Annotated in this window: 11 protein-coding genes; 7 read left to right on the top strand and 4 right to left on the bottom strand. The window is 37.4% G+C overall.

Translation table 11 applies throughout. From position 1 onward, the window contains the following. The first annotated feature begins 47 nt into the window (after window positions 1-47). Window positions 48-6,575, top strand: a complete 6,528-nt coding sequence (locus RE431_RS02865; RefSeq protein WP_309560445.1) for a LamG-like jellyroll fold domain-containing protein — start codon at window positions 48-50, stop codon at window positions 6,573-6,575. 1 nt (window position 6,576) lies between these two features. Here RE431_RS02865 and rsmG read toward each other — a convergent pair whose 3' ends face one another. Continuing rightward, entirely contained in the window at window positions 6,577-7,206 is a 630-nt protein-coding gene (rsmG, locus tag RE431_RS02860) for a 16S rRNA (guanine(527)-N(7))-methyltransferase RsmG (protein WP_309560444.1), read from the bottom strand. A 160-nt stretch (window positions 7,207-7,366) separates the two neighbouring features. Here rsmG and RE431_RS02855 point away from each other — a divergent pair, with 160 nt between their 5' ends. Continuing rightward, complete coding sequence (locus tag RE431_RS02855; RefSeq protein WP_309560443.1) at window positions 7,367-8,554, top strand: pyridoxal phosphate-dependent aminotransferase; 1,188 nt, start codon at window positions 7,367-7,369, stop codon at window positions 8,552-8,554. A gap of 72 nt (window positions 8,555-8,626) precedes the next feature. Here RE431_RS02855 and RE431_RS02850 read toward each other — a convergent pair whose 3' ends face one another. Further along, window positions 8,627-10,123: a TrkH family potassium uptake protein gene (locus RE431_RS02850; protein ID WP_309560442.1), complete on the bottom strand. Its 1,497-nt coding sequence runs from the start codon at window positions 10,121-10,123 to the stop codon at window positions 8,627-8,629. Next, on the bottom strand, window positions 10,123-11,472 hold the full coding sequence (trkA, locus tag RE431_RS02845) for a Trk system potassium transporter TrkA (protein WP_309560441.1): 1,350 nt from the start codon (window positions 11,470-11,472) through the stop codon (window positions 10,123-10,125). The genes RE431_RS02850 and trkA overlap by 1 nt, the downstream gene beginning before the upstream one ends. Window positions 11,473-11,605: 133 nt before the next feature. Here trkA and ubiE point away from each other — a divergent pair, with 133 nt between their 5' ends. Then, window positions 11,606-12,334, top strand: coding sequence for a bifunctional demethylmenaquinone methyltransferase/2-methoxy-6-polyprenyl-1,4-benzoquinol methylase UbiE (gene ubiE, locus RE431_RS02840; protein WP_309560440.1), 729 nt, complete (start codon window positions 11,606-11,608; stop codon window positions 12,332-12,334). A gap of 4 nt (window positions 12,335-12,338) precedes the next feature. Further along, the gene (porT, locus tag RE431_RS02835) at window positions 12,339-13,046 is read left to right on the top strand and encodes a type IX secretion/gliding motility protein PorT/SprT (RefSeq protein WP_309560630.1); all 708 of its coding nucleotides are present in this window, start codon (window positions 12,339-12,341) and stop codon (window positions 13,044-13,046) included. On the opposite strand, the gene RE431_RS02830 is transcribed toward porT, so the two are convergent. After that, entirely contained in the window at window positions 13,033-13,773 is a 741-nt protein-coding gene (locus RE431_RS02830; RefSeq protein WP_309560439.1) for a TrmH family RNA methyltransferase, read from the bottom strand. The two genes, porT and RE431_RS02830, sit on opposite strands and share 14 nt — an antisense overlap. 37 nt (window positions 13,774-13,810) lie before the next feature. Here RE431_RS02830 and tamL point away from each other — a divergent pair, with 37 nt between their 5' ends. The 3 genes from tamL to accD all read left to right on the top strand — a co-directional run bounded on the left by tamL (window position 13,811) and on the right by accD (window position 18,427). After that, window positions 13,811-16,375, top strand: a complete 2,565-nt coding sequence (gene tamL / locus RE431_RS02825) for a translocation and assembly module lipoprotein TamL (protein WP_309560438.1) — start codon at window positions 13,811-13,813, stop codon at window positions 16,373-16,375. Between the two features lie 45 nt (window positions 16,376-16,420). Continuing rightward, window positions 16,421-17,488 carry a class II fructose-bisphosphate aldolase gene (gene fbaA / locus RE431_RS02820; protein WP_309560437.1) on the top strand — a complete coding sequence of 356 codons (1,068 nt, stop codon included), beginning with the start codon at window positions 16,421-16,423 and terminating at the stop codon, window positions 17,486-17,488. 81 nt (window positions 17,489-17,569) lie between these two features. Then, window positions 17,570-18,427, top strand: a complete 858-nt coding sequence (gene accD / locus RE431_RS02815) for an acetyl-CoA carboxylase, carboxyltransferase subunit beta (RefSeq protein ID WP_309560436.1) — start codon at window positions 17,570-17,572, stop codon at window positions 18,425-18,427. Window positions 18,428-18,503 lie beyond the last annotated feature (76 nt).

Raw genomic sequence — 18,503 nt, 5'->3', positions numbered from 1 at the left:
TCGATTTTATATGTATTTTTACCGACGAAAATCTAGATCGGTAGCCTATGTACAAAACTACTTGTGGACCCCAATTCCATAGTTTTAAGGCATTTTATATAATTCTATTCACCTTACTTAGTTGGTCTGGTGCTAGCCTGAATGCTCAAAACCTTAGTATTAGTTTAGATTCAAAGACTAATGCAACCTGTCCTAATACCTCGGATGGTGCAATCTCCATTTCTGTAACTGGCGGAAATTCTCCCTACTCCTATTCCTGGACCGGGCCTAACTATTCTAAAAATGAGGCGAATAATATATCCGGATTAGCTGGTGGAACTTATACAGTAACGGTTACTGACAGTTCTGACCCTCAATTATCAGAATCTAAGAATTTCACTATTGATGATACAGACAGCATCAATCCAGATATTACTGCTCCCAATGATATAACTTTTAATTCAGATTCAGTTTCGTGCTTCAAATCAAATTACAATCTTGGAACCGAGTCGACCAGCGATAATTGCGGAGTAGCTTCAGTCACAAATGATGCCCCGTCTGAATTCAAATTAGGGGATACCACAGTAACCTGGACAGTCACTGATAATTCCGGAAATACATCACAAGACACTCAAAAAGTTACGGTTTTAGATGAAACTGATCCCATCATAAATGCGCCGGCAGATGTTACCTTCAACACTGATTCCGATTCTTGCTTCAAAACGAATTATAATCTCGGTTCGGAATCTACAAGTGATAATTGTGGAGTAGCATCAATCACTAATGACGCTCCTACTAAATTCGGATTGGGTGAAACAATTGTTACCTGGACTGTAACCGATAATTCGGGAAATACTGCGCAGGACATTCAAAAAGTTACTGTAATAGATAAGACTGATCCCTTTATAACCGCACCATCTGATGTTCAGGCAAATACAGATTCAAATGACTGTAATGCTTCTAACGTAAATTTAGGAACACCAAATACTAATGACAATTGCGGTGTCGCTTCTGTTGAAAATGATGCTCCTGCTGAATTTCCTCTTGGCGAAACCACAGTTACCTGGATAGTAAAAGATGACGCAGGGAATACTGCATCTGCTACTCAAAAAGTTGTGATATCCGATAAGACAAATCCTACTATCACAGCCCCTGCAGATTTAAGCTTTTTTACAGATTCTAATTCGTGCTTCAAATCAAATTATGACCTCGGTTCGGAGTCGACAAGTGATAATTGCGGAGTAGCTTCAATAATCAACGACGCTCCGGCGGAATTTCCATTAGGAGAAACCACAGTAACCTGGACAGTTACTGATGATTCAGGAAATACCTCACAGGATACACAAAAGATAACCGTAGAAGATAATGTAAAACCTGTTATCACTGCAGGAAATACAGTAGAAGCAACCAATGATACAGGATTATGCCAGGCTGGTCTGGGAATCGCTCCTGCCACAGCGTCAGATAATTGTAGTGTGGGTAACCCGGTTGGAACCAGAAGTGATGGGCTTGGTTTAGATGAGCCTTATCCAGTAGGAACCACCACGATTTCATGGAATGTAAAAGACGCCCAAGGGAATGCTGCAGAAACCGTTATTCAGGAAGTGATTGTAGCTGATAATCAGGCACCAGAAATTCCAACCATCGAAGATATTACCTGGGGCTGCGAATATACCGTTGATGCCCCTGTCACTTCTGATAACTGTTCCGGAGAAATTACCGGAACTACTACAGATCCAATTACCTATTCTAACGCAGGAACTTATACAATTACCTGGAATTTTACAGATGAGAATGGTAATACTGCGCAGGCCACTCAAAAAATAACCATTCAGCCAATCGAAGCTGAAGCTACGAAGGTTGATGTACTTTGTAATGGTCTAGCTACCGGGGAAGTTGAAGCGATTGCCACTGGTGGAGTTGCTCCATTGCGTTACGATTGGGGTTCTCTGGGAACTGGAGCTAAAAAAACAGATCTGCCCGCAGGTAGCTATACAGTTACGGTAAGTGATGCTAATGGATGCGAAGCAGAACCCATTACGGTTATAGTTGAAGAACCAGACACTTTTGTTGAAATCACAGGAGTTCAGACAACTACAGGTTGCTTTGAGGAAAATAATGGCACTGCAACTGTTACAGTTCAGGGAGGTGTTGGATCTTATACTTATCTATGGGATAATGGTCAAACTGATGAAACCGCAACTGGACTAAGTCCGGGTGAGCATACAGTTACGGTTACTGATGCAAATGGCTGTTCAAAAGAAAGAACTTTTACAGTATCTGAGCCAGCCGAACTTTTAGTAACGGGATTTTTAACTACTGAAACCACCTCGTTTGGATCTAACACAGGTAGTGCTACGGCGCAGGTTACCGGTGGAACACCAAACTATACTTTTGAGTGGATTGGAGGTCCAACCGGCAAAAAATATACTGGTCAAACGGCAAGAGATCTGGCGGCTGGAATATATACTGTTACCGTTACTGACGCCAACGGATGTACTGCAACTGGTGAAGTTGAGGTTGTAGATTCCCTAAGTGCTAACATTGTTCCAATTTCCCTTTGTGAGGGAGAGGATGTAATTAGAACTTCTACTTTTAGTGTGGACGGCGGTTCTGCTATTGGAGGAACTGCTCCTTATACGTATGAATGGAATTTTGGAGAAAGTGCTTCTCCAGCTACAGGAACCGGGGCCGGACCAATTGATGTGAAATACGGTCAGATTGGTGATAAATTGATCACCCTTACTGTAACCGATGCTAAGGGTAGAGAATTCACTCAACAAGTTATTCAATTTGTAGGAGGTTGTTTTGCAGATGACTGTGGCTCTAATGACCTTGGACTTGATTATTACTTTATCGGTGATGCCAATCAGAATCCTATTTCTTCTAACGATCAGTGCGAACAGGTTGATCAGAAATTTATTTACATCAATTTTCCTACCCAGGCCACTAGATATTCACTTCAGATAGAATTGATCTATTCTATTGAAAACCTGGAAACAGGAACCATAAATAATTATAAGGTTAAAGATTGCTTCTATGAATATGAAGCAATCCCAAAAACGGCTAAAACCTTTCCAATAGAATACAATTGTGGAGATGAGGTAAAAGTGGAAGGTGTTTATCTAACTTTTCAGAATAATGTGAATCGTGCATGCGGTACCACTGCTACTAACGGTAATGGAAATGGAAATGGAAATGGTGGCGATGGCGGAAATAACCCTAAATGTTTTTCAACCAATAATGAATCCACTGTAAGATCTCCTCTGTTTGCAATTGCCTTTGCCAATGAATTGCTTTGTAACGGAGCAATGAATGGAACTGTTACTTCAAGAGCTTCAGGTGGATCTGGTAATTATTCATTCGAATTACTTGATGAAAATGGAAACCTAGTTGAAGGTCCGCAATCTGACGGAACATTTGAAGAACAATACGGTGGTGATTATTTTGTAAGAGTTACAGACACCGACTCTAATGAAACTTTTACTTCTAAGAAGGTAACAATTGAGGAACCTTCAAACCCACTTACCCTCGAAATATCTTCACAGACAAATGTGAGTTGCTTTGGTGGAACTGACGGACAGGCTACATTAGTGGCTTCTGGCGGAACACCAGATTATATTTACGTATGGCCTGATGGTCAAACCACTGCAAATGCTACAAACTTAACTGCAGGTGAGTATGACGTAAGGGTTGTAGATGCCAATGGCTGTGAAGTTATCACTACAGTCGTAATTGAACAGCCTGTTGAAATTACACCTAATGCAGGACCAGATCAGGTTCTTGGATGTGGTTTCAGTTCTACTCAATTAAAAGCTGAAGAGAATCTTGATGAAAATGGTGAACCTGTGACTGGAAACTGGACAATTGTAAATGGTCCTGCAGGTGGTAGCTTCGCGGACGGCACAGACCGCAATACTATATTTACAGGAGCTCAGGGAACTTATACGCTGAGATGGAGCGTTAGTTGCGGTAAATCTGATGATGTAAAAATTAGTTTCACATCCTGCAGCACCCTTGATTTCGATGGATTAGATGATCATGTTAATTTTGGAGATAATTATGGTTTTACAAATGGTGTATTCACTGTTGAAGCCTGGATTAAACCAAAGTCTAATGACGGCACGAGAACTATCATGTCGAAAAAAGATATTGCTGATCCTGCCTCAGGATTTGAACTAGTAATGGAAAATGGGGTGCCAAATTTTAAAACTTCAGGCTCCTCAAGTTTTACAAGTGATAAAATTGGAACTGATCGTTGGTACCACGTAGCGATTTCCTTTAATGGATCTGCTTACAGTCTATATGTCGACGGTTTGTTATTGGGTACTAATTCTGGATCGGGACCATATGCAAACTCAGCACCATTTTTACTTGGCGCTATATATGATTCTGCTGAACCTAATTTACCTAAAAATCCATTCCATGGCTGGATGGAAGAAGTTAGACTATGGTCAAAAGCACTTTCAGCTGATCAGATTCAATTGATGATGAATCAGCATATTTCTGAAAATAATAGTTCCGTAAAAGGTGAAGTATTACCAATTGTAACTCCAAATCTAACTTGGAGTGATTTACAAGGATATTATAGATTACAACCTTCAGAAATTACCGGAGGCTTTACTGATGATAGAGCGACGAATAAGGTGAAGGGCAGATTGGTTAATATAACCACAACCCAAGAAACTACTGCACCATTGCCATATTATTCCGTTAAAAACGGTAATTGGTGGGATAGCAATAACTGGGAAGAACCGGCAGTTTGGGATGTTCCAAACTCAACTGGAATCAACGGTGAAAAAATCGATTGGAATATTGCAGTTACATCTCATACGCTCACCTCAAATTATAAGGATATAGTTTTACTCGGATTGATATCGAAAAGTGGAACGACCAGTAGATTAGATATGCAAGGATCTGTAAATGATCAAACTGGAAATGAACTTTATGTCAGTCACTACTTACAACTTAATGGGGTGATAGATCTAAATGGAGAATCGCAACTGGTGCAGCCGGAAGGAAGTATTCTGGAAAATTCGAGTTCAGGATATTTAGATCGTGACCAGCAAGGAACGGCAAATAGTTTTAATTATAACTATTGGACCCCTCCTGTATCTTTAATAGGACAGCCCAACAATTCTGGCTTTTCTATCCAAGAGGTACTTAAAGACGGCTCAAATCCAACCGATACCAAAAGCATTAATTTCAATTATCAATACCACTGGGCTGATGGGAAATACTCCGGAAATAAAAGAATTAGCACCTATTGGTTACATACTTTTAAAGGGAACGATAATGATTATAGTGAATGGCATCAATTTGGACCCGAAGAACAATTACAATCTGCCATCGGTTACTCTATGAAAGGCACCACAGGTTATGTCCCAGTTAGAAAACAGCAAAACTACACTTTTAGAGGAAAACCTAATAATGGTGATATTACCGTGTCTATAGGTGCCGGACAAAATTTACTAACCGGAAATCCTTATCCTTCAGCCATTGATAGCAAATTATTTATAGAAGAGAATTTAGGCAGTTTCAATGGTTCACTATATTACTGGGATCACTTTGGAGCAATCAACACACATATTCTTGAGGAATATGTAGGTGGTTATGCGGTATATAATTTATCAGGAGGAGTTGCTTCTGCCTCATCTGTAGATTCCCGTATCAATCCTAATGGCGATAGAAGTTCTAATGATCCACCTGGGAAATATATCCCGGTGGGACAAGGATTTTTTGTGAGTTCAGTGGGAGTTTCGTCACCTTCAACCATAACATTTAAAAATAAATACAGAGCCTTTACACCGGAAACATCGAGTGAGTCTTTATTCCATAGCCAAGAACCTACAAATACTAAAGCGCAGGAACCTCGACAAAAATATACAGCCGATAGTAGATATAAGATCAGATTGAAGTTTGAATCACCTAAAGGTTATCACAGGCAAATACTGGTAACTGCAGATGCCAATAGTACTTCAGATTTCGATTTTGGTTATGATGCTCCACTTATAGACAACAATGTTGAAGATATGTACTGGATGATAAATGAAAATGAGTTCGTTATCCAGGCAGTGCCGAATTTCAATTTAGACCAGGTATTGCCAATAGGCTTTAAAATTGCTGAACCGGGTGAATACGCTATTAAGATCGATGAGCTGGAAAATATCAAGATGGAATTCAATATTTATCTTAAGGATAAATTGAATAACACTTATCATAATCTAAAAGAAGATTTCGTTGCAACTGCAGATGAAACCGGAACTTTCCACGATCGATACGAAATTGTTTTCAGAAAGCCAGTTGCTGAAAAGCCTGAAGAAGAACTACCATCAGAACTAATTGATGAACCAATTCTGGATTTAAGCTATTTTAGAGATACCGACGAAATTGCGGTTTTAAATCCTGATCTTCTTAAGGTAGATCACGTGGAACTATATAGTATTTCAGGACAACTTATTAAAACTTTTGATGAGGTTCCAACAGAGAGATCAATTCTACTAAGTATAAATCAAAAACTAAGTTCAGCGGTATATATCGTAAAAATGTATTCAGGAGAAAAAACTTACTCCAGAAAAGTTATTATTACGAAATAGATTAACCCCTGAATTTCATAGGGAGATAGACCACTTTCTTGGTTTCAAAGAAATCTTCCTCAAAATAATCGGATAGCTCATAGATTTTCGCCGTACGATAATCTTTGAGCTCTTCGCTTAAATCTCCACCTTTTAAATAAATAATACCATTTTTTCTATCATGATTGCTGTCTTTCGCAATTTTTCCTTTAACCCATCTCACGAACGTTGGCATAATTGCTACTGCCCTACTCACGATAAAATCATAATTTCCATCTAAGTCTTCTACTCTTTGATTGAAAGAAGTAACGTTTTCGAGACTAAGACCTTCAGAAACTTCATCTACTACCTTGATTTTTTTTCCGATGGAATCTACAAGATGAAAAGTGCTTTCAGGATACATAATGGCTAAAGGTATGCCTGGAAAGCCACCACCAGTTCCAACATCAAGAATTTTAGAACCTGGTTTAAAACTTTGAACTTTAGCGATCCCAAGAGAATGGATCACATGCCTTAAATAAAGCTCATCGATATCCTTTCTGGAAACAACATTGATCTTTAAGTTCCAATCCTGATATAGTTCTTCTAATTTTTCAAATTTTGAAATCTGATCTTGTGATAAATCAGGAAAATATTTCTTTAGTAATTCCAAGGCCATACATTTTCTGCAAAAGTAGTTATTTTTTATTGCTATTTTTTTTCAAAATCAGATTGATGAAATTTAGAAAATCATAACTTTGAAATTATTCTCATCTACACTGAGGATCACGCGCAAAAAACAGTTGCATCAGTAATTAAAAAAAATTAAAATTATGCAAGAAAAATTATCAGATCGCATTAACTCAATGGCAACATCTCAAACCCTCGCTATGGCTGCGAAGGCGCGTGAATTAAAAGCAGAAGGAAAAGATATTATTGGTCTAAGTTTGGGAGAACCAGACTTTAACACACCAGATTTTATTAAAGATGCCGCGATACAGGCAATTAACGACAATTACAATTCTTATACACCGGTAGATGGTTATGTTGAATTAAAGGATGCTATAATCAATAAGTTTAAACGTGATAATGATCTAACTTATGACAGATCACAGATCGTTGTTTCAACTGGTGCAAAGCAATCATTAGCCAATGTGGCTATGGTAGTGCTTAATCCCGGAGATGAAGTTTTACTTCCATGTCCATATTGGGTAAGTTATGCTGAGATCGTAAAATTAGCCGAAGGTGTACCGGTGGAGGTTCCTACGAGTGTAGAAACCGATTTTAAGATCACTCCTGAGCAATTGGAAGTTGCCATAACACCGAAGACCAAAATGATCTGGTACAGTTCTCCTTGTAACCCAAGTGGAATGGTATATAGCAAGGAAGAACTTCGAGCGCTAGCAGATGTTTTAAAAAAATACCCAGACATCATCGTAGTAAGTGATGAGATCTATGAGCATATCAACTTTGTAGGAGATCATGCTTCCATGGCTGGTTTTGAAGATATGTATGATAGAACTGTAACCGTAAATGGAGTTTCAAAAGCATTTGCCATGACAGGTTGGAGAATTGGCTACATAGGTGCACCGGCCTACATCGCCAGAGCGTGTAATAAAATGCAAGGGCAGATTACCAGTGGTGCAAATTGTATCGCACAAAGAGCTGTAATTACTGCACTGGAAGCACCAGTCAGTAAGATCAGCCATATGATCGATACTTTTAAAGGCAGAAGAAAACTTATTATAGATCTACTAAATGATATCCCGGGATTTGTTACTACAGAACCTGAAGGTGCCTTTTATGTGTTCCCTAATGTGTCCTCTTTCTTCGGAAAAACTATTAATGGTCACGAGATAAAGAATGCCACTGATTTCAGTTTATTTTTATTAGAAGAAGCAAATGTGGCAACTGTTACAGGTGATGCATTCGGAAATCCAGATTGTATTAGAATTTCTTATGCTGCAAGTGAAGATCAAATAATAGAAGCTTTATCCCGAATCAAGAAAGCATTATCATAATAAATAATTACTTAGATCATAACTTTTAAACCGGCTTAGGCCGGTTTTTTTTATTCTAAGCTTTATTATAAATTACCTATTTCTCCAAAAGAAGGGGGTAAGGATAATTAGCACGGTAAAAAGTTCGAGTCTTCCTATCAGCATTAAGAAGGCAGTCCACCATTTTCCGAAATCTGGCAACATATCAAAATTATTCACCGGGCTTAATCCGCCAAATGCAGGACCAATATTCCCTAATGAAGAAGCTGCACCTCCAATGGCTGTTTCAAAATCAAGCCCTAAAGAAGCGAGAACAACCGCACCAATTATAAAAGAAAGCATATAAAGGATAAAAAAGCCAAGAATGTTAAATACGATCTCCTTGCTAATGGACTTCCCGTTGAAACGAACCGGCAAAATCGCATTTGGATGTAATGTCCTTTTAAACTCGATGATCCCGTTTTTAATCATTATTATATGTCGCATCACTTTTACACCACCCGCTGTAGATCCGGCCGATCCACCAAGGAAGAATAGTCCAAAATATAGAATCGTCAAAAATGGCGTCCACATAGTATAATCAGCAGATACAAATCCTGTAGTTGTAATCACTGTTAATACCTGAAATAAGGAATGCCTGAAGGCACTCTCTCCTTCACCCCAAACCATTGGATGATCTATAGAGGAAATACTAACATCTGCCTGAAAATATACAATTAGCGAAGAAATAGCTGTAAAACCAGCAATAAAATAGATATACCATTTAAATTCATCATCATGAATTATTTTGCTTATTCTACCCTTAAAAGCGAAGTAACTTAATACGAAGTTACTTCCCGCTAGAAGCATAAACAAAATGATGATATACTGAATTATTGGATTATCATTCCAGAAAGCCAGACTGGCGTTTTTGGTTGAAAAACCTCCTGTAGATAAAGTACTGAATGCATGATTTATCGCATCAAAGAATGTCATTCCAGCGGCCCAAAGTAAAATAGTTTCCGCAAGTGTATAAGAAACATAGATCAACCATAGCCTTTTGGCTGTATCGGTAATACGTGGTTTTAGTTTATCGGCACTTGGACCTGGAGATTCTGCCGTAAACAGCTGCATCCCCCCTATTCCCAACAATGGTAAGATTGCGATAGCCAGAACAATAATCCCCATACCACCTATCCAGTGCGTTAAGCTACGCCAGAATAAAATTCCTTTGGGAATAGCTTCAATATCATTTAAAATCGAAGCTCCAGTTGTGGTATAACCTGACATGGTTTCGAAAAATGCATTGGTAAAACTTGGAATAGATTCACTTACGAGGTATGGCAATGATCCACTAAGCGCCATAAAAATCCACCCGAACGTTACTATGATATAACCCTCCCTAATCTTGACTTCTTTGCTATGTCCCCTCGTGGTGAACATTAAAAGCGTTCCTATAAAGAGCGTTATTAAAGCTGCAGTTGAAATTTCTAGAGTTACTCCATCCTGGTAAAACCAGCTAACCAAGGTTGCTAAAAGCATGAAGCCACCATTACATAGCAGCAACAATCCCATTACATGAAGAATTATTTTATAATTCAGTCTGGGCATTATAAAAAGAGTTTTTCAACTTTATTGATAGATCGAGGTAGGCAACAAACTACGATCCTATCGCCAGGCTTGATTAAGAAATCTCCAAGAGCAATAAGGCCCTCACCATTCCTGATAATCCCACCAATGATTGCCGATCTAGGAAAGTCAAGATCTTTGATCTTTTTATTGCTAACCTGAGATTTTGGTTTTACAATAAATTCTAGAAGTTCAGCATTCATATTATTCAGTTTGGTCATTGCTACAACCTCACCTTTTCTAACAAATCTGAAAATATTGTTCGCTGCAAGAAGCTTTTTATTGATAAGTGTATCAATTCCAATTGAATGACTCAACTGAAAATAGTCCATATTCTCTACTAAGGAGATTGTCTTCTTTACGCTTTTTGATTTAGCGACTAGGCAAGACATGATATTGGTTTCCGAATTACCCGTAACAGCAATAAAAGCATCCATATCATGGATATTCTCTTCTTCCAGAAGCTCTACGTTTCTTCCGTCACCATTAATGATTAATGTGTCCGGAAGTTCATCTGCCAACTCATAAGCTTTATCTCTATCCTTTTCAACAAGCTTCACCTTGAAGTTATTACGACAAAGATCTCTTGCCGTCTTGCGACCAATCTTACTCCCGCCAAGAACCATTACATTCTTAATTTCCTGCTTGACCTTACCTGTAAGTTTATACAACTCCTCTACCCCATTTTTCAGGGTAATAAAGTACACCTGATCACCATCTTTAAATTGAGTATCACCTCTTGGAATCAAGGTATATTGAGTTCCAAACCTTTGAATAGCAATAGGAACGAAATTTAATTCTGGAAATATTTTCGCCGCTTCTTTTACAGTTTTTCCTACAAAGGTAGCAGTTCTTGAAAGGCTCACTCCTATCATTGTCAACGCCCCTTCTTCAAACTCATAACTATCATTAAAAGCCGACTGATTCAGTAATAATTCAATCTCACGTGAGGCTAAAGCTTCAGGAGAGATCAGTTCATCAATTCCAAATCTGGTAAAACCTAACTCACCCTGATTCTCGAGAAATTCTGTATTAGAAATTCTAGCAATAGTTCTTTTAGCACCTAATTGTTTTGCCAAAACACATACGGTAATATTCGTGGCCTCGCTCGAGGTAACACTAATCACCATATCTGTATGCTTAACCTGCGCTTCTTTCAGAATTCTGATGGAGCTGGCATCACCCTTAACCGTTCTAATATCCAAGTGAGTATCTGCATAAGCCAGATTGTCTCTGTTGGGGTCAATTAGCGTGATATCCTGAGATTCAAAGGAAAGTAATTTAGCTAAATGAAATCCTACTTCACCTGCACCGGCGATAATTATTTTCATATAACAGCTTCAAATTGTGAACGCAAAGTTAAGCTATTTTAGAGAAACGAAAAATCAGATATTAAAAGATAAAAATTTATTGATTAACAAGGAATTTTGAGCATATCGGTTATCTTTGAGCCAAATTTTTTCTATGAGTAAGAAGGTTACGCCTTATAAGGATTCTAAACTCACAAAGAAGAAACAGGTTGAACAAATGTTCGATAACATATCGGGCAACTATGACGGTCTCAACCGGGTTATTTCTTTAGGTACAGATGTTAAATGGAGGAAAAAAGTTGTAGCAACTGTTGCAGCTACTAATCCTGAAAGCATTTTAGACATCGCCACCGGTACTGGTGACCTTGCTATGCAGATGGTAAATACTGGTGCTAAAAGGATCGTTGGTCTTGACCTGTCTGAAGGAATGCTAAAGGTTGGAAGGAAGAAAATCTCTGAAAAAGGAATCGATTCTAAAATCGAAATGATCCAGGGAGATTCTGAAAATCTACCTTTTGAAGACAATTCTTTTGATGCTATTACAGTAGCCTTCGGAGTTCGAAATTTTGAAAATCTTGAAAAAGGTTTAGAAGAAATTCACAGAGTTTTGAAACCCGGCGGTATTTTCGTAGTATTGGAAACTTCGGTGCCTACTAAATTTCCCTACAAGCAAGGTTATCGTTTATATTCTAATCTAATTTTACCCGTAATCGGAAAGATTTTTTCAAAAGACAAGGATGCATATTCTTATTTAAGTGAAAGTGCTGCTAATTTTCCATACGGCAATGCCTTCAACAATATTTTGAAGAAAATCGGGTTTATAGATGTAGAAGATTTGCCACAAACATTTGGCGTTTCAACAATATATATTGCTTCAAAGTAATACCATGAAAAAATTAATTGCGATAATTCTTATTGCTTTAAGTTATAATACTGCCCAATCACAGATTTTTTCTGGAGAGCGTGTTCTTAACCAACAAAATTTTGATCAACAACGTTGGTCGTGGGGATATTTTCTGGGACTGAATAGTTATGATTTTAATTTTGATTATGAGGAATATAATCCTAGCCCTGTTACTGGACAGGATCTAATAGTTGAGACAAGAATGGGATTCAACGTGGGTTTAATTGGAAATCTACGATTAAATAATAATGTAGATTTAAGGCTGGAACCGGGAGTAAACTTTAGCACACGTGGTTTTCAAGCTATTCGTGCGGATGCCGATACATATAGAGAAATCAGCTCCACATATGTACACATTCCACTTTTGGTTAAATTCAATGCAAATAGGCTGAATAATTTCAGACCCTTTGTTACCGGTGGCATCTCAACTTCAATTAATCTAAGTAGTAATGAGAATAATCCGGATGACAATAGTGCCGGGCAATTCCGAATGACAACCAATACTTATTACTACGAAATTGGCTTTGGAATTGATCTATACCTCTATTATTTCAAATTATCACCATCTATTAGAGGAGTATTCGCGATTAATGATGAATTGATCAGAGATGCTGACCCAAATAGTTTATACACTGGTAATGTCGACAAGATGTCTACAAGAGCTATTTTTGTAAACTTTACTTTTCAATAAAAGTAGATCGCTTGAATTCACTTAAGACAATTGAGGTTGCGGTAGCCACATTTAAACTTTCGGTTTTCTGAATTTCACCAAATTGGGGTATTGTAATTTTTCTGGTTATCAACTTTTGAATTTCTTCTGAAATACCATTTGCCTCATTTCCCATGACAATAATAGCTTGTTCAGGTAACTTTTCTGAATAGATATTTTCACCTTCAAGCAGAGTTCCGAAAACAGGAACATTTTGATTTTCATTTAAATAATTCTCCAAATCAATATATGAAATTACTACTCGGGTCATAGAACCCATACTTGCCTGTACGACTTTCGGGTTAAAACAGTCTACGGTGTCTTTAGAGCAAATAAGACTTTTAATTCCGAACCAATCGCAGAGTCTTATAATAGTACCAAGATTTCCAGGATCACGTATACCATCTAAAGCAAGCGTAAGGCCGCTTATTTCAAATCTTTCAGATTTTGGAATTTTAAAAACTCCGAGAAACTTTTGTGCCGAGGTTAGAAAACTTATTTTTTTTAATTCATTTTCAGTTACAGTTTGATAAGATTCTGCCTTCAATTGGGAATCATCTTTAGTAGAAAACAGCGAAACCAGTTCAAAATCAGAATTCAGGAATTCATTGACTCCTTTAATTCCTTCCACCACAAATAGTCCGTGCTTATTTCTAAACTTTTTTTGGGAAAGGCTTTTTATTAACTTAATCTGGCTTTTGCTAAGCATTAAAAAAATGTATTTTTGAGCCACTAAACATCTTTGTTTGAAACGGCTTTTCGCAAAAATATTATTATTTTTTTTAACCTTCGTCTTAATAATTAGCTGTAATGCCGTAAAAAGACTGGATGCTGATCAGAACTTGCTGGTTAAAAATGAAATATTTGATAATGACGAACTAGTTAAGGACTCAAGAATTTACAGTCAGCTTTATCAGGAACCCAACACAAGAATTCTAAATTTCCCGTTAAGCCTTCATGTCTACAATCTGGCAAGACCTAATATTGACAGTATACTATCAGAAAGGTTTCTAGAAAATGAAAGAAAAAAGAATAAATTAATTGGATTACTTTCTAAGAAACAATTCGATAGATATCTGCGTTCAAGAGTAGAATTCAATGAATGGCTCAAAAGAACCGGTGAGGCTCCGGTTATCGTAAGCGAAGAAGAAACCAAAAAATCTGTAAACAGATTAAAATCATGGTACTGGAATAATGGTTGGTTTAATGTGGAAGCTGATTATAAGATCTATCCGATTGAGGATAAGGAAAAAAGAGCACGTGTTGAATATTACGTAACTCCAAATACACCTTATGTATTAGACTCAATCAATACAGATATCACTTCAAAAGCACTGGATTCTTTATACGAATTACACAAATCTGAAAGTGAAATAAAATCTGGAGTTCAGTATAACACACTTGATTTCAACGAGGAAAGGGACCGCTTATCAGATCTTTTTAGAAACAATGGGGTTTATAATTTTGACCAGGAATATATTAGCTTCGACGCAGATACCGTAGATACCAATTATAAGCTGAACACAACCCTTATCATCAAGAATCAAAGAAATAATGTTGGCGACAGCGTAACTAGAGTCCCTTTTAAAGTTCATAAAATTAGCAAGGTGAATATTTTCACCGATTATGCATATTCAAAAAGAAATGAAGCCATTGTAGATAGTGCTTTTCACGAAGGATATTCGCTTTACAGCTTTGAAAAAATGCGCTATAAACCTGAGTCTATCAGTGATGCCATTTTCGTGAAATCTGGTAATATTTATAGCGATACCGATAGAACCAGAACTTATAATAGATTAAATGCACTTCGAGTTTTCAAATATCCGGATATTCAATACACGTTAGATCCAGCTGACAGTACTGAAACTGATTTGGTGACAAATATTTTCCTCTCGCCCTTACCTAAATATAGCCTGGGTTTTGATTTTGATGTATCCCAGAGCAACATTCAGGAATTCGGAATTGGATTTGGGGGTTCCTTTTTGATCAGAAACATATTTGGCGGACTGGAAAACCTTGAGTTTTCCGGACGAGGAAGCATTGCTTCTTCTACCGATGCCGCAGGAAGTAATAATGATAATCGCTTTTTTGATATTACTGAAGTGGGCGCAGATATGAAGCTAAGTCTTCCGAGGATCTTTTTGCCTGTAAACACTGAAAAGATCATCCCGAAATACATGTCTCCATTTACCAATATGAGCCTTGGATTCTCTACGCAAAGAAATATAGGACTTGATAAACAGACTTTTTCAGGAATATTAAATTACAGCTGGAAACCATCCAGAAAACTTTCCAATAGTTTCGATCTTTTAAATATTCAATACGTTAGAAACCTGAATACCGAGAATTATTTTAATGTTTATCGAAATTCGTTTGAAGAGCTGAATGATATTGCCAGAACGAGTAATTTCAACTTTAATGATCCTGATAATACACCAACCTTAGAAATTCCCAATGAGGCAGATGAATTTATCGGTTATGTGATTTCTGATGATTTCCCGAACACTGGTCTGAATCTAGATGATTTCCTAAACGTTTTGGATATCTATGAGCGTAAACTCAGACTTACTGAAAACAACCTGATTTTTGCGTCTTCATATACCTATTTATGGAACACCAGGGAAAGCCTTTATGATAAAGAATTTTCCCGTTTCCGATTCAAAATTGAAACTGCTGGAAATGTTCTTTCAGCATTATCAGGAATTTTCGATTATGATCAGAATGAACAGGGCAAGGATAAAGTTCTAGGTGTCGCATTTTCTCAATATGTAAAAACTGAACTCGATTTTATAAAACATTGGGATCTTGGCAAGGACCAGGTTTTTGCCGTTAGAAGTTTTGGAGGGATAGCTATACCGTACGGCAACGCAACCAACATCCCTATAACTAAAACCTTCTTTGCCGGTGGACCTAATGACAATCGGGCGTGGCAGGCTTACGATCTAGGACCCGGAAGCAGTGGTAGTATCTTAGAATTTAATGAAGCGAACATGAAACTGGCTTTTAATGCAGAATATCGCTTTGGTTTGATAGAAAATTTTAAAGGAGCCCTGTTCGTGGATGTTGGAAATATCTGGAACGTCCTTGATTCCAATAATAACGAGAACTTCGTCTTTGAAGGCTTTTCAGACTTAAAGGAATTAGCAGTAGGAAGCGGTTTCGGCCTTAGATATGACTTTAACTTTTTCATCCTAAGATTTGATATTGGCTTCAAAACTCACGATCCTGCAAGACCTGAAGGCGACCGTTGGTTCAAGGAATATAATTTTAACCATGCCGTTTATAACGTAGGTATCAATTATCCTTTTTAAGCCAGTTTATTTTCTTATTTTTGTAAGCCTAATCAATAAAAAGTTATGAGTCACAATATTAAACCAGGCGTAGCCACGGGAAAAGAAGTTCAGGAAATATTTAATTATGCAAAGGAAAAAGGTTTTGCATTACCTGCAGTAAATGTTATTGGATCCAACACTATTAATGCTGTTCTTGAAACTGCAGCAGAAATTAAATCTCCTGTAATCATTCAATTTTCAAACGGCGGTGCCCAGTTTAATGCTGGAAAAGGTCTTTCAAACGATGGCGAGAAAGCGGCCATTGCAGGAGGTGTTGCTGGTGCAAAACATGTTCACGAAATGGCGAAAGTTTACGGAGCCACTGTAATCATGCATACAGATCACTGCGCGAAAAAATTACTTCCTTGGATTGATGGTTTACTGGATGCCAGTGAAAAACATTACGAACAATTCGGAAAACCATTATATAGTTCTCACATGATAGATCTTTCAGAAGAATCTCTTGAGGAAAATATCGAGATCTGTAAAGAGTACCTGAAGAGAATGTCTAAAATGGGAATGACTCTGGAAATTGAATTAGGGATCACTGGTGGTGAAGAAGATGGCGTAGATAATACAGATGTAGATTCTTCAAAACTTTACACTCAGCCAGAAGAAGTAGCTTACGCATATGAAGAGTTGAGCAAGGTTAGCGATCAATTTACTATTGCTGCGGCGTTTGGTAACGTTCACGGTGTATATAAGCCAGGAAATGTAAAACTTACTCCCAAAATCCTTAAAAATTCTCAGGAGCACATTACTAAAAAATACAATGTAGAAGAAAACCATATTGACTTTGTATTTCACGGAGGAAGTGGTTCTACTGTTGAAGAAATTAGAGAAGCTATTGGTTACGGGGTAATCAAAATGAATATCGATACAGATCTTCAGTATGCATTTCTAGAAGGAATTAGAGATTATATGGGAGACAAGAAAGATTATCTTGCCACTCAAATTGGTAATCCAGATGGAGATGATGTACCGAATAAAAAATACTACGATCCTCGTAAATGGTTACGTGAAGGAGAGCTTACCTTCAAAGCCAGACTTAAAAAAGCATTCGAAGATCTAAATAATGTAAATACATTATAAAATAAACTAACAGTCTTTTTCTATAAAAAGGCTGTTTTTTATTGCCATAAATTGAGAATCAGCAGATAAAAATTGAACGAAATGGCTTGGTTTAAAAGGACACAAAAAGGAATTCAGACCCCTACAGAACAAAAAAAAGATGTTCCTAAAGGTCTATGGTATAAATCACCAACAGGAAAGATTGTAGATGCAGAACAATTAGAAAGTAACTTCTATGTAAGTCCTGAAGATGGATATCACGTTAGAATTGGAAGTAACGAATATTTCAAAATTCTGTTCGACGATAATAAATTCAAGGAACTTGATAAGGGTATGACCGCAAAAGATCCTTTGAACTTCGAAGACACAAAAAAATATACTGACAGGCTTAAGGCTGCACAGGAAAAAACGGGATTAAAAGATGCTGTTAGATGTGCGGTTGGAAAATCTAAAGGAAAGGATTTAGTTATCGCCTGTATGGATTTTAAATTTGTAGGCGGAAGTATGGGTTCTGTGGTAGGTGAGAAAATCGCCAGGGCTGCAGACCATGCTTTAAAGAATAGAATTCCTTTTATGATCATCTCTAAGTCAGGTGGTGCAAGGATGCAGGAAGCTGCACTTTCTTTAATGCAGTTAGCCAAGACTTCGGTAAAATTAGCACAATTAGCAGATGCTAAAATCCCTTACATTTCTTTAGCTACAGATCCAACTACTGGTGGAACTACCGCTTCTTTTGCGATGCTGGGAGATATAAATATCTCTGAACCTGGCGCGTTGATTGGTTTTGCAGGTCCTCGTGTAGTAAAAGATACTACCGGAAAAGATCTTCCAAAGGATTTTCAGACTTCTGAATTTCTGAAAGAAAAAGGATTTCTGGATTTTATCACTAAAAGATCTGAATTGAAAGATAAAGTAAACCTTTACCTGGATCTAATTCAGAATCAACCAGTAAGGGCCTAATCCACTTTAAATAAAAATATCGGTTTAAATAGGTAATATTTAAATAAGTATTATCTTTGCCGCCTGACAGAAAAAC

The sequence above is a fragment of the Christiangramia sediminicola genome, from assembly GCF_031344135.1.
Classification (GTDB): Bacteria; Bacteroidota; Bacteroidia; order Flavobacteriales; family Flavobacteriaceae; genus Christiangramia; species Christiangramia sediminicola.
This window is presented reverse-complemented; position numbering and strand designations above follow the sequence as displayed.

Bases quoted from the DNA above. Each gene is read 5' to 3' on its own strand.
- RE431_RS02830 (WP_309560439.1), bottom strand. From the start codon at position 13,773: ATGCTTAGCAAAAGCCAGATTAAGTTAATAAAAAGCCTTTCCCAAAAA.
- accD (WP_309560436.1), top strand. From the start codon at position 17,570: ATGGCTTGGTTTAAAAGGACACAAAAAGGAATTCAGACCCCTACAGAA.
- fbaA (WP_309560437.1), top strand. From the start codon at position 16,421: ATGAGTCACAATATTAAACCAGGCGTAGCCACGGGAAAAGAAGTTCAG.
- RE431_RS02865 (WP_309560445.1), top strand. From the start codon at position 48: ATGTACAAAACTACTTGTGGACCCCAATTCCATAGTTTTAAGGCATTT.
- ubiE (WP_309560440.1), top strand. From the start codon at position 11,606: ATGAGTAAGAAGGTTACGCCTTATAAGGATTCTAAACTCACAAAGAAG.
- RE431_RS02855 (WP_309560443.1), top strand. From the start codon at position 7,367: ATGCAAGAAAAATTATCAGATCGCATTAACTCAATGGCAACATCTCAA.
- RE431_RS02850 (WP_309560442.1), bottom strand. From the start codon at position 10,123: ATGCCCAGACTGAATTATAAAATAATTCTTCATGTAATGGGATTGTTG.
- trkA (WP_309560441.1), bottom strand. From the start codon at position 11,472: ATGAAAATAATTATCGCCGGTGCAGGTGAAGTAGGATTTCATTTAGCT.
- porT (WP_309560630.1), top strand. From the start codon at position 12,339: ATGAAAAAATTAATTGCGATAATTCTTATTGCTTTAAGTTATAATACT.